Raw genomic sequence first — 12,005 nt, forward strand, 5'->3', positions numbered from 1 at the left:
AAAAATGCAGCGACGCTGGTAGCGGCGATCTGGGGGCGGCGATGAGCGTCCACTCGATCCTATTCAAGGGCCCGATGGTCCGCGCGCTGCTCGACGGGACCAAGACGCAGACGCGGCGGGCGCTCAGCCGCGCGAACACGCTGTGGAACGGCGGCAGCTGGCCATTCGGACGGGCTTTCGACGATCTCAACCGGCATCGCGCGTGGGTGGACGGCGGCCCGTCGCCTTCCGGTCATCCCGGCCCGTATCTGAAAGCGCCGTGGGCCGGCGAAGAGGAAGGCTCATGGGCGCGGATCTATCCCAAGGTCCAGCCCGGCGACCTGCTCTGGGTGCGCGAGACCTGGGCGATCGGCTCGATCTATGACGGCTGCCGGCCGCGCGACCTCAATCCCGAGCGCATTCCGCTGTGGTGCGGGATCCGCTACGCGGCGACGCAGGAGCGGCTGGGGATCAAGGACCGCGCCGCGATCCACATGCCGCGATGGGCGAGCCGGCTCACGCTCGAGGTGACGGACGTCCGCGTCGAGCGGCTGCAGGACATCAGCGAAGACGACGCGATCGCGGAGGGCTGCGGCCAGTACGCCAGCAGCTCCAAGCTGGCGAGCGCGTTCGAGCCGGAACGCAAAGGCTCCTACCGCGAGGGCTATCGCGAGCTTTGGAACGTCATCAACGGCGCGGGCGCCTGGGACGCGAACCGTGGGTCGCGGTCTACGGTTTCGCGGTCCAGCGCGCAACGTCGACCAGCCGAAGCCGAGCCCGACCCGGCCGACTGCTTCGACATCGAAGAGGTCGACTCGTGAGCGCGGCGCTCGACGCGGCGGCGCGGGCGCTCGGCGAGGCCCGCAAGGTCCATGAACGGCGGCCCGGCGACCTTCGCGCCGAACTCGTGTTCGAGCGGGCGCGGGCGGATTTCGAGGCTGCGCGCGCGGCGGAAGCCGAGGCGCGGGCGGCAACCGCGGACGCCAGGCGCGCGAGCCTGCGGACCGAGATGGCCCGGCTCAAGCGGGAGTTCGAGGACCGGGCGCGGGCGCTGGTGGCGCGCGCCCGGCCGAAGCGCCGCCGCGCGCAGGCGCAGGCTCTCGGGCCGCTGTTCGAGGGGGCCGTTTTGAGCGCGATCTTAAATCTACGCCTTAATTGCAATTTTCGTGAGCGCATCAGTGCGAATGACAATCTCATCGAGATCATCAAGCGCAGCGATTTTGTGCGTTTCAACATATTGGAATGCAGCTTCGAAGGTAAATTTGACCTTATCAGCGCTAGCTCTTGTCACAATGGTCGTGAACTCGCCTTCGTCTTCAACAATTTCGAGGCCATCTCGAATAAATTGAGACACTTGCATGATTGCTTTTTCAGCAGCCACGCGCGTGATGTTGAGTCCAATGCCGTGCGGCTCTTCGAGCGCCACGTCCGCAAGCCGGCTCCGAATGTCGTCGAGCCGATCTGCGTAATTTGCGCCTCTTTCCGCCAGCAGTCTGCCGGTTATTCCTGTTGCGAAAACTTGGCGCATCTCGTCAAATATTGGCTTTACGTCTGCAATCGCCTTCGCCTCAGCAAGTCGACGTCTGTAAACCGGCTGAAGAGCCTGCAGAGCTGTGGCGGCCGACTGCCTGCGCATCTCCGACAGTTGGCCCTTGATGCCCGACAGGGAGAACCACGCGGCGCCAAGAGCGGCGTAGACGCCGAGCAAAGTCGCGATCGCGCCGAGCGCCTCGCCGGCGAACTCGTCATTCGCGAGGATGTGGGCGACGCACACATAGAGCAGCACGAAGGTCAGCGCGAAGCCGACGGTCAGGAAACAGAAAGCGGTTTTCGGGCCCATTGCCAAAGCCTGAGACCGCGACGGCGTTCCGTCGAGAGCGGCGCTCGCTTTGTGCACAGGCGGTGCGCATGACGCGACTCAGCGGCACGCCCTATGACCGGCTGGCGGCGCCGGGATCGCTTTCGGAGACGCAGGCTCGCGCCAAGGACCGCGCGGCGCGGATGGCGGCCGGCGGCGAGATGGTTCCGGCTGCGCGGCTTGCCACGGCCGAGGCGAAGGCGGCGGAGCGCTTGCGCGATCTCTCGGCCACAATCACGCGGCTCGAGGCGGCGCTCGCGCTGAAAAGCGCCCCGAAGGTCGACCCGGCGCAGGGCAGGCGGATCGCCGATCTCGAAGCCGCGCTCGGCCAGAGCAAGGCGGCGCTGGTGGCGGCCGAGACCGAGACCGCGCGGCTCAACGGCGAGGTTCTGGCGCTGCGCCGGCAGGCGAGCGAGGCCGAAACCTCCGAGGCGCTGATCAAGCGCAACGCGCAGGCCCGGCACGAGCGGCGCGTGGCGGCGCTCGAGGCGACGATCTCCGACCTCAAGACCCGGCTCGCCGCGGCGGCGTCCACGCCCGGGCGCGAGAGCGAGGTTCTGGGCGAGGTGACGCGGCTCGAGGCCGAGCTCGCGGCGGCGCGGCGGAGCGCGAGCGAGGCGATCGCCGACCGCGATCACGCGAGGCGCGAGCGCGACCTTGCGGTCGACCGGCTGGCGCAGGACCTCGTCGCGCGCGCGGCCGAGGCGCTGGCGCGGCTTGGCGGGGTGAAGGTCGAGGCCGCGCCGAAGGCCAAGCGCGCGTCGTCTAAGAGCCGTTCGGCGAAGCCCGCGACGGCGGCGCCGAAGGGCAAGCCCTATGTCTGGCCGGCGGGGTACGGCAAGTGAGCGCGCCTCATCCCGCCTACCGGATTAAGGGGCCGGCGCTCATCAGCTTCAGCGGTGGGCGCACGTCGGCCTTCATGCTGCACGAGATCTTGCGCGCGCATGACGGGCAGCTGCCGGAAGACGTTGTCGTGGCGTTCGCGAACACCGGCAGGGAGCGGGCCGAAACGCTGCGTTTTGTCCATGAATGCGGCGTTCGTTGGAGCGTTCGAATTCACTGGCTGGAGTATCGGCCAGCAGGGTTCGAGAAGGTTAGCTTCAACAGCGCGAGCCGCAACGGCGAGCCTTTCGAAGCTCTGATCGCAGCCAAGGGCTATCTGCCGAACGCGGTCACGCGGTTTTGCACGTCGGAGCTCAAGGTTCGTCCGATGAAGCACTTCGCCATGTCGCTCGGTTGGGAGCGGTGGGCGAACGTGATCGGGCTTCGCTACGACGAAGGCCACCGGATCATCAAGCAGCACGTCGCCAATGAGCGCCGAAAGGAGCGCTGGACGACGTTGATGCCGATGGCGCGGGCGCGTCACACCAAGCGAGCGGACGTCATGCCGTTCTGGCTTGGCGAGAACACCGACCCGCTGGCGCCCTTGATGCCGTTGCCGCAGGGTTTTGACCTTGGGCTGCGCGATTACGAAGGCAACTGCGACCTCTGCATGCTGAAGTCGCGTGGCGCCTTGAAGCGCTTGATCCGCGACAATCCCGGAATGGCGGACTGGTGGAAAGCCCGCGAGGCTTCGATCTCCGCCAGATCGGCTAAGGCGACGGCGACCGGCCGCCGCTTCGTCACCGAATACAGCTACGCCGATCTAGAGCGTGAGGTTACGACGCAGCCCTTTATGCCCGGCTTGCTGGGCGACGACGATGATCTCGAGTTTGACGTCGAATGCGGGCTGATCTGCGCGCCATCGCTCGAGGCCGCGGAATGAAGGCCCCCTCCGCCCGCGGGCTGTTCCGCGCGACCGGCAAGACGGCGAAGCCCGTCGCAGTGCGCGACGAAGAGACCGGTGCCTATGCCAAGGTGGCGGAGCGCCCGCGCAAAAAGGACGGGTTCGAGCCGACGCCGGCCGAGGCCACGGAAGCCTTTTGCGCGGCCGAGATCGACCGGTTGCGTGGCCGGACAATCTGGGAGCCGGCGGCGGGCGACGGCGCGATGCTGCGCGTGTTCGCGGCTTTCGGCCTCGACGTGGTGGCGAGCGACCTCGTCGACCGCGGCTGCGGCGCGACCGTGCGCTCGTTCTTCGACTTCGCCGCGCCGCCGGCGGGCGCGATCGTCACCAATCCGCCGTTTCACGAAAGCTCGTGGGGCCACGGCAAGGCGCGCTGGATCGCCCATGCGCTCGACGGGCTCGGCGTCGACTACATGGCGCTGCTGATGCCGCTGAACTGGTGCGGCGCGGGCGGGCTCGGCCCGACCTGGTCGCGGCGGCCGCCCGCGCGCGTCTACCTGATGCGCTGGCGGCTCGACTTCACCGGGCAGGGCGCGCAGCCGGCGCTGCACGCCTGGTACGTCTGGGACGGGCCGACGCGCGAGGGAGACACGCGCCTGCTGATGCTCGACCGCGTGACGATCGGGCAAAGCGACATGTTCGGGGGCGCGGCATGAGCGCGATCCGCCGCTCAGCCGCGTTAACGCGCGTCGTCGACTTCGCCGATCACCTGCGCCGAGAGCTCGTCGCGACGCTTAAACAAACTTACGAGGCGTCTGCCGACAGCTGCAATCCAGAGGCCGCGGTCACGGTTGTAGATGTTCATCGCCTCGAAAAGGGCACGACGCGCATCTTCCCGACTTTGAATGGCCGGTTTGACGCGAGGATCGTCAGGTTTGGCCCCTTCATCAAGTTCCTTTGCAAATCTGTCGGCGTACTCAGCAGTTTTCAACGCCTCAACGAGAGATGGAAGCGCTACGAAATCTATTGCTTCGAGGAGATTCCAGACAGTGCCTTCAGTCGGCTTACGGAAGCGAAATTTTCGTATGGATTCGCGGAGCATTTCGATATCAGTCGAAAGCTGCAAATACTCTCCATTGGAGTATTCGCGTCGTCTCAGGGCATTGGCCGCCGCTTCGTAGGACTGACCAATTGGGCCATGTCCGGCCGCGAAGCTGATCTCTTCCTGCAATTCGGCGATCTGCTTGTCGACGCGGTCGAGCGCAGCGTTGGCGTTTTGCCGAATGAGTTGGTCGAGCGACTTCTGCGCTGGCTCGATTGCATAGATCGCAGCGACCACAGCCGCGCCGCCTGCCGCAAGCGTGGCCAGAGCGCCGAGCGAGCCGCTCACCTCGAAACCCTTGGCGAGGTTGCTGACGGACCGGACGAGCGCGATCACGCCGCTGACGGCCGACACCACCAAGAGAATCCAGAACAGAACGTCGCTCATCGGCGGACTATCGCCGGGCGGTTGTGTTTCGTCGAGCGGAGGGCCGCGGCATGAGCGCGCCAGCTTACGCCGGCTATTCGCTCGACGGGCCGACGACCCATGCCGAGATGGCGGCGCGTCGCAAGGCTGCGCGCGCCCGCATGGCGGCGGGGCGGCCGAAGCCGATCGCGCCGCCGGCCGAGGCCCGCGCGGGCGCGGAAGCGGCGCTGCCGGACTTCGCCGTGCTGGCCGCGGGCGGCGGGCCTTACGCGCCCTCCGACGTCACGGCCGTCGTGGCGCGCGCGATCGCGCGGCCCGGCACGCAAGGCTTCGTCGACGCCGGCGCCTATTGGCTGCTCGGCCTCACCAGGATGACGCCCGAAAGCGTCGCCGAGCTGCTCGGCCTCGTGGACGGGGAGGGCGCGCGCCGCGCGGCGGCGGCCTACGCCGAGGCCGCGGGACTGCCGGCGGTGCTGATCGCGCCGGACGATTTCAGACGCAGGGGACGAGCATGAGCGGGCCGCGTTATTCGGTGATTCCGGCGGGCGCGATCTGCGACCCGAGGCTGGACGGCCGTTATGATCTCAAGGTGCTGGGGCTGCTCGGCACGCACAGCGACAACAGCGGCTGGTGTTATCGCAGCCAGGCCACCATGGCCGAGCAGCTCGGATGCGGCCGCGCGACGGTGCAGCGCGCGCTCGACCGGCTGGAGGAGTTCGGCTGGATCGAGCGGCTGGCGCAGCTGCGCGACGACGGCGCGACCTCGGTCAACGCCTATCGCGTCGTGCTCGACGTGGAGGACGCCGACCCCCCCGCCTCACCGGTGAGGCGGGCCCGCCGCCCTATGAGCGGGCGGGGGCCCGCCCGTTCCATGGGCGGGCGGGCATAAGAACGTCCCCTAAAAAAACGAATGGGAGAGAGAGCGCGGGCTGGCGGCAGGACAGGCAAGGGGCTGGGCGAGAGGACGAGGGCGACGCCGAAGCGCGGCGCGAGGCGGCCGAGGCCGACGAGCGGGACGTGGAGGCGCGGCTCGCCGCGTTCCGGCCGATCTGGCCGACGACGCCGACCGACGACGCGATGTCGGTCGAGGCGGCGATGCGGGCGCTCGACGCCGAGAGCCGGGCCGCGGCGGTGGCGGGCGCGCCGGTGTTTCTCGCCGCGCTGAAGGCCGACCGCCGCAAGATCACGATCAGCGGCGAGACCTTCCTGCGGCGGCGGCGCTGGGAGCCGGCGGTCGAGGCCGCGAAGGCGCAGGCGGCCGGGGGAGGCGCGGCGCGGCCCGGCGCGACGGCGGCCGTGTTCGACCCGCTGACCAAGATCTGGTGGGCCGGGCAGCTGATGCGCGCCAAGGCCGGCGTGACGGGCTTCGAGCTTCGCAAGACCATCACGCTGGCGCAGAGCCGCGTGGGCTGGCGGCCGGCGAACCCCGAAGCGCGCGAGGCGGCAGAGACGCTGGCCGACACCCTGCGGCCGACGCCGAGCGACAGCGAGCGGGCGGGGCGCTGGTTCGCCTGGTTCCGGGAGCGAGGGGCCGATTTCGGCGTGCTTCTCAGCGGCAAGGCGATGTTCGTGTTCCTGCCGGACCACGACCCGCCGGACGAGGGCGAAGACGAACTGGTGGCGTGACGGCGGCGAGACCGCGGGCAGGGTGAGCGGGGACGGCGATGACCAAGAAGCGGATGACGATCGAGCAGGCGCTTGGCTGGGCCTATCGGCAGGAACTGCCGAAGGCGCACACGATCGGCGGGGGCGAGGCGGCGCTCGCCTCCAGCTGGGGGGCGGTCTCGGCCTTCGGGGCGCTGCTCGCGAGCGTCGACGCGCAGCCGCCGGTGAACGGGTTCGGCTGCGTGATCGACATGAGGGCGTGGGACGCGCCCCACCCCGACGCCGTGCGGATCGGGGAGGCGGTGGAGCGGCTCGACGCGTTCGAGGTGGCGCTGCCGGCCGGCTGGGATCCGCTCGGCGACTTCGGCGGGACCGGCGACGGGCTCGACGGCCTTGGCGAGCTCGGCCGCGAGGCCGTGCGGCGGGGGCTCGCGGCGATCTGCGCGGAGGAGACCGACGCCGAGACCGGCGAGGTCCGGCTCGTCCCGCGCACGCGGCTCTCGCGGCTCGTCGCGGTGCGGGCCTCGCTCGGCGGCGCGCCGGACTGGCGGGGCGAAAAGCCAGCGGCGCGGCTCGTGAGCGGGCCGAAGGGCCGGGCGCTCTGGTTCCGGCGCATGAGCGTGGCGGTCGCCTCGCCGGTGCCGAGCGCGGCGGCGTGGGAGGTGGAGGCCGACGGCTGGGACGAGAAGCGCCGGCGGCCGTTTCCGGGCGCCTATCAGAAATGGCGGCTCGATCCGGACCCTGCAGGGCTGGTGGCGGCGCGGGGAGAATATGAGTTGTGGCGAGCTGGCTTGGACATGGTTCTTGAGACGGTGCGTGAGGGCGGCGGGCTCGACAGCGTGGAGCTGTGCGAGAGCGGCGCGCCGCTGCGGCCATGGGAGACGGGCGAGGCGGCGGTCCCGAGGGTTTTGCGCGCGATTCGGAGCCCGGAGCCGGAGCCCGTGAGCGGGCGTCGAAAAAGGCGCGCGAGAGGCTCTTGACGCGCGACATAAATTTGGCCACCTTCCGAAGCGTTCCAGTAGATGGACGAACCGAAGACCCGCCCGGGAGACCCGAGGCGGGTTTTTCTTTGCGCGGAGCGCGACAGGCGAGGGGTACGCGTGGCGTCTCGGATCAGCGTCGCGAAGCCAAGAATCGCCACGATCGACACGCGGCGGGTAAGGCCTCCTGCGAAAATCGCGGAGGCCGAACTGCAGACGCCCGAGCATCGTGCGTGGGCGGAAGAGGTGAAGCGGCGCGCCGGCTATCGCTGTGAGGCGATCCACGACGGCCGGCGCTGCGGCAAGGCTGCTCCCGCGCATCGGATGTTCGCTGACCACATCCGAGAGCGCCGGGACGGCGGCGAGCCGCTCGACCCGAAAAACGGACAATGCCTCTGCGGCTCGGATCACAGCCTCAAGACGGCGAAGGCGAGAGCCGCAAGATTTAAGGCTTGGACAGGCGCCGCGCGTTCGCGCGCACCTTACGGCGATAGCCGCTGATCACCGCTTCCTGGCTCGCCCCGGTCGCGATCTGGAAGCCGGCGTGCGCCGCAGCCAACAGCTTCTCGCTCACCATACGGTTCATTTCGGCCTGAACCTTTGGGCCCCCGAGACCGACCAGCATCATTCGCTGAGCGATGACGCCTTGGGCCTCAAACGCAAGCATGGCGACGCTCATGCTGTTCTTCCACCAGGTGCCGTACATCGTATCCGCCCTCCGCTGTCCCTCCGAAACTTCCCGCGCTGCACAAAGGATCCATTGTGGGGGTGGGGGGGTGAAGTCTGGGGGCGACAGGGGCCGGCACCGCATCGGGTCGCATTCGCAGATTTTTTTCGGGGTCGCCGAAATTTGGGAGCGAGTAGGTCCTTTGGGTCAACTCAATATGCTCAGAATTGAACGATCTCGGACTTAAGATTAGGGCTGAAGAGCGATTATTTTTCGGGACGACCAGATGAGCGGGTCAGTAGTAGATCGGGACATCTTCGGCAATCCGATCGAGCAGGCTGGCGAGCGCCGCGGTCGTCCGAAGCACAAGCCGACCGAGCAGAGTCGGATGGTTGTCCAAGTCATGTCGGCCGTGAACAAGCGGAACGGGGAGATCGCTGAGGCGATCGGAATTTCAGAGCCGACGCTGCGAAAGGCCTACAAGTCTGAGCTCCACAATGGCCGGGCTCAGATCCGTGCGGAGGTTCTGTTCCGAATGATGGAACAGGTGCGCGCGGGCAACGTCTCGGCGATGAACCTGATCCTCCGCCAGTTCGACCAGGCGGACGTGACCGAGGCCGCGCGGTACTTCGACGGCGCGGAACCGCCGCAGCCGCGGCAGACGCAGATCGGCAAGAAGGAGGCCGCCGCCGAGGCGGCGACCACTGCCGGCGTCGGAACGGACTGGGGCGACGACCTTCATCCTGGCGGATTGAAGCTCAACTGACATGACGGCAACGGCTTGGGACACGTCTTGCCCTGATTGGGAAAGGCGGATCCGCGAGCGCGACTCTCTCGTTCCTTCGCTTCCGTTGATCGTCTCGGAAGCGGACCGGGCGCTGCGCATCTTCTGTCGACTGCGGGTGCCCGACGTCGAGGGCACGCCGACCTACGGCGAACTCTGCGACGCTTGGGTGTTGGACATCGTTCGAGCCGTGTTCGGCTCATACGACCCCAGCATCCGTCGGCGGATGATCCGCGAGTTCTTCCTGCTGATCCCGAAGAAGAACGGGAAGAGCTCGATCGCCGCCGCCTTGATGGTGACCGCCGCCATCATGAACCGGCGGCCGGAAGCCGAACTGCTGCTGATCGCGCCGACCAAGAAGATCGCCGACATCGCCTACAAACAGGCGGCGGGGATCATCCGGCTCGATACCGAACTGCGAAAGCTGTTCCATCCTCAGACGCATCAACGGACGATCACGCACCGGGTCACCGGCGCCGCGCTCATTATCAAGGCCGCGGACACCGACGTCATCACGGGATCGAAGGCGACGTTCATCCTCGTCGACGAGACGCACGTCTTCGCCAAGAAGCCGAAGGCCGCTGATGTCTTCGTGGAGATCCGTGGCGCGCTGGCGGCGCGCTCGGAAGGGTTCATGATCCAGATCACGACCCAGTCGAAGGAGCCGCCCGCCGGCGTGTTCAAGTCGGAGCTTGCCAACGCTCGGGACGTGCGCGACGGCAAGTTGAAGCTGCCGCTCCTTCCAATCCTCTATGAGCTTCCTCGAGATCTCACGGTCGAGAACGGTTGGAAGGATCCAGCGACCTGGTCGATGGTCAACCCGAACCTCGGGCGCTCGGTCGACGAAGCCTTTCTTACAGACGAACTGACGAAAGCCGAACGCGAAGGCGCTTCAGCGCTCGCTTTGCTCGCCTCGCAGCATTTTAACGTTGAGATCGGGCTCGGGCTTCGCACCGACGGCTGGGTCGGAGCAGAGTTCTGGCTAAAGCGCGCAGACCCTTCGATCACGCTTGAAACTCTGCTCGAACGCTGTGAGGTGGCGACGGTCGGAATTGACGGCGGAGGCCGCGACGACCTTTACGGCATCTGCGTTCTCGGGCGCGAGCGTGAAACAAAGAACTGGCTGGCCTGGTCGTTCGCCACCTGTCACGAGATCGTCCTTGAGCGCCGCAAGTCGATCGCTTCGACGCTTCGTGATTTTGAGAGCGCCAAGGAACTATTGATCCTTAGCGACGAGGTCGACGACGTTCCCTTCGCGGTGGAGATCATTCAGCGCGTGAAAGACGCCGGGATCCTCGCCCAGGTCGGCGTCGATCCGGCAGGTATTGGCGAGCTCGTCGATGCGCTTGCTGAAATTGAGGTCACGCAGGAGAACAAGCTTCTCGGCGGCATTCGTCAGGGTGCGGACATGATGAACGCCATCAAGACCGCTGAGCGAAAGCTTGCGAGCGGAAAGCTACTTCACTGTGGTTCTGGACTGTTCCGATGGTGCGTCGAGAACGTGAAGATTGAGCCGTTGGCGACCATGATCCGCGCCACGAAAGTGAACGCTGGCGACGCCAAGATCGACGTCGCCATGGCTTTGTTCGATGCCGTCCGCCCATGTCGCTCAACCCAGAGCCGATCAAGATCGGGTCCGTCTACGAGCGTCGTGGCCTCAGGATGCTTTGAGGCCGACCGCGTGGGCATTTTGGACGTCTTCCTTGGCCGAGCTTCAGCGCCGGCCAGCCGGCCCCGCCGTGCCGGCCCGCGCGCGGATGCAGGCCAGTTCATATCGCTCGACGACGAGCGCCTTCGGGAGTTCTTGAGCCTCGGGACGATGACGCCATCGGGCGTCTCGGTCACGACTGAAAAGGCGATGAAAGTACCCGCGGTCTTCCGGTCGGTCAGCCTGATCGCCTACTCGGTCGGCATGCTCCCTCTGCACCTGATGGAGGAGAGCACAAAGAAGAAGGCGAAAGCGCACCCGCTGTTCAAGCTGCTGCACCGGGAGCCGAACAATTACCAGTCGGCCTTCGATTTCCGCACGCTGCTGCAGCGCTGGGCGCTCACCGAAGGCAACGGCTACGCGATCGTGGTCCGATCGCCGACGGACAAGCGCAAGATCCTGCGGCTGATCCCGGTCAACCCGAAGCACATGAAGCCGGTCCAGCAGAAGGACTGGTCGGTCATCTATCGACACACGCCGAGCGATCGCGGCGCCCGCGATTACGATGCCTCGGAGATCCTGCACATCCGCGGGATGACCGATGACGGCATCAACGGCGTCTCGCTCGTCAAGCAGGCCGCGGATGCGATCGCGCTCGCGATTTCGGCGGATCTTGCCGTAGGCCGGCTTTTCAAGAACGGCTCGTTCTCGAACATCTATCTCGCGGCTCCAGAGGGGCTGAGCGACGAGGCGTTCGATCGACTTCGGTCGGACTGGGACAGCTACTACTCGGGCGCGGACAACGCGGGCCGGTCGCCGATCTTCGAGGAAGGCGTCGAGCCGAAGTCCATGGCGCCGAGCGCCAAGGACGCGCAGTCGAACGAGACCCGCGGCCGCCAGGTTGAAGAAATCGCCCGAATCTTCGGGACGCCCCGGCCGCTTCTGATGATGGACGACACGTCCTGGGGCTCGGGCATCGACGTGCTCGGCCAGTTCTTCGTCCGCTACGGCCTCAATCCATGGTTCGAGGCCTGGCAGCAGGCGATCAGCCGGACGCTTCTCGTCGACGAGGACAAGGATCTGTTCTCGCCGAAGTTCAATCCGGGCGGACTGCTGCGCGGGTCAATGCAGCAGCAGGGTGAGTTCTTCGCGAAAGCGCTCGGCGCCGGCGGGCATCAGCCGTGGATGCACTGGGACGAGGTGCGCGACGTCTTCGATCTTCCGGTCCGCGAGCGGCCGGAGAACGCAATGATGGGCCACAACGGCGGCCCGCCCCTGAACGACAACTGA

Annotated in this window: 14 protein-coding genes; 12 read left to right on the forward strand and 2 right to left on the reverse strand. The window is 67.1% G+C overall.

Going from position 1 to position 12,005, the window contains the following annotated elements:
* Positions 1 to 41: 41 nt before the first annotated feature.
* Genes K6K41_RS24140 through K6K41_RS24160 form a run of 5 tightly spaced genes read left to right on the forward strand, consistent with a single transcriptional unit; the run spans position 42 to position 4,279 of the window.
* The gene (locus K6K41_RS24140) at positions 42 to 800 is read left to right on the forward strand and encodes an ASCH domain-containing protein (protein WP_261402604.1); all 759 of its coding nucleotides are present in this window, start codon (positions 42 to 44) and stop codon (positions 798 to 800) included.
* Positions 797 to 1,891 (forward strand): hypothetical protein, encoded by a 1,095-nt coding sequence (locus tag K6K41_RS24145; RefSeq protein WP_261402605.1) that lies wholly within the window; start codon positions 797 to 799, stop codon positions 1,889 to 1,891. The genes K6K41_RS24140 and K6K41_RS24145 overlap by 4 nt, the downstream gene beginning before the upstream one ends.
* Complete coding sequence (locus tag K6K41_RS24150; protein WP_261402606.1) at positions 1,888 to 2,682, forward strand: hypothetical protein; 795 nt, start codon at positions 1,888 to 1,890, stop codon at positions 2,680 to 2,682. The genes K6K41_RS24145 and K6K41_RS24150 overlap by 4 nt, the downstream gene beginning before the upstream one ends.
* A complete protein-coding gene (locus K6K41_RS24155) occupies positions 2,679 to 3,602 on the forward strand; it encodes a phosphoadenosine phosphosulfate reductase domain-containing protein (RefSeq protein WP_261402607.1) in 924 nt (307 codons plus the stop codon). Before K6K41_RS24150 ends, K6K41_RS24155 begins: the two co-directional genes overlap by 4 nt.
* Entirely contained in the window at positions 3,599 to 4,279 is a 681-nt protein-coding gene (locus K6K41_RS24160; protein ID WP_261402608.1) for a hypothetical protein, read from the forward strand. Before K6K41_RS24155 ends, K6K41_RS24160 begins: the two co-directional genes overlap by 4 nt.
* A 23-nt stretch (positions 4,280 to 4,302) precedes the next feature.
* Here K6K41_RS24160 and K6K41_RS24165 read toward each other — a convergent pair whose 3' ends face one another.
* Entirely contained in the window at positions 4,303 to 5,052 is a 750-nt protein-coding gene (locus K6K41_RS24165) for a hypothetical protein (RefSeq protein ID WP_261402609.1), read from the reverse strand.
* 50 nt (positions 5,053 to 5,102) lie between these two features.
* Between K6K41_RS24165 and K6K41_RS24170 the strand changes: the two genes are divergently transcribed.
* The 5 genes from K6K41_RS24170 to K6K41_RS24190 all read left to right on the forward strand — a co-directional run bounded on the left by K6K41_RS24170 (position 5,103) and on the right by K6K41_RS24190 (position 8,117).
* The gene (locus K6K41_RS24170) at positions 5,103 to 5,546 is read left to right on the forward strand and encodes a hypothetical protein (protein WP_261402610.1); all 444 of its coding nucleotides are present in this window, start codon (positions 5,103 to 5,105) and stop codon (positions 5,544 to 5,546) included.
* Positions 5,543 to 5,920 carry a helix-turn-helix domain-containing protein gene (locus tag K6K41_RS24175; RefSeq protein ID WP_261402611.1) on the forward strand — a complete coding sequence of 126 codons (378 nt, stop codon included), beginning with the start codon at positions 5,543 to 5,545 and terminating at the stop codon, positions 5,918 to 5,920. Before K6K41_RS24170 ends, K6K41_RS24175 begins: the two co-directional genes overlap by 4 nt.
* A 128-nt stretch (positions 5,921 to 6,048) precedes the next feature.
* Entirely contained in the window at positions 6,049 to 6,657 is a 609-nt protein-coding gene (locus tag K6K41_RS24180) for a hypothetical protein (RefSeq protein WP_261402612.1), read from the forward strand.
* Between the two features lie 38 nt (positions 6,658 to 6,695).
* On the forward strand, positions 6,696 to 7,616 hold the full coding sequence (locus K6K41_RS24185) for a hypothetical protein (RefSeq protein ID WP_261402613.1): 921 nt from the start codon (positions 6,696 to 6,698) through the stop codon (positions 7,614 to 7,616).
* Between the two features lie 324 nt (positions 7,617 to 7,940).
* A complete protein-coding gene (locus K6K41_RS24190; RefSeq protein WP_261405832.1) occupies positions 7,941 to 8,117 on the forward strand; it encodes an HNH endonuclease signature motif containing protein in 177 nt (58 codons plus the stop codon).
* Here K6K41_RS24190 and K6K41_RS24195 read toward each other — a convergent pair.
* Positions 8,062 to 8,322 (reverse strand): hypothetical protein, encoded by a 261-nt coding sequence (locus tag K6K41_RS24195; RefSeq protein ID WP_261402614.1) that lies wholly within the window; start codon positions 8,320 to 8,322, stop codon positions 8,062 to 8,064. The genes K6K41_RS24190 and K6K41_RS24195 overlap by 56 nt on opposite strands.
* Before the next feature lie 247 nt (positions 8,323 to 8,569).
* Between K6K41_RS24195 and K6K41_RS24200 the strand changes: the two genes are divergently transcribed.
* Together K6K41_RS24200 and K6K41_RS24205 are read left to right on the forward strand one after the other, a co-directional pair.
* A complete protein-coding gene (locus K6K41_RS24200; protein WP_261402615.1) occupies positions 8,570 to 9,049 on the forward strand; it encodes a hypothetical protein in 480 nt (159 codons plus the stop codon).
* Between the two features lie 85 nt (positions 9,050 to 9,134).
* Positions 9,135 to 12,005 (forward strand): phage portal protein, encoded by a 2,871-nt coding sequence (locus K6K41_RS24205; RefSeq protein ID WP_261402616.1) that lies wholly within the window; start codon positions 9,135 to 9,137, stop codon positions 12,003 to 12,005.

It is taken from the genome of Chenggangzhangella methanolivorans (genome assembly GCF_019797865.1).
In the GTDB taxonomy this organism is placed as follows: Bacteria; Pseudomonadota; Alphaproteobacteria; order Rhizobiales; family Methylopilaceae; genus Methylopila; species Methylopila methanolivorans.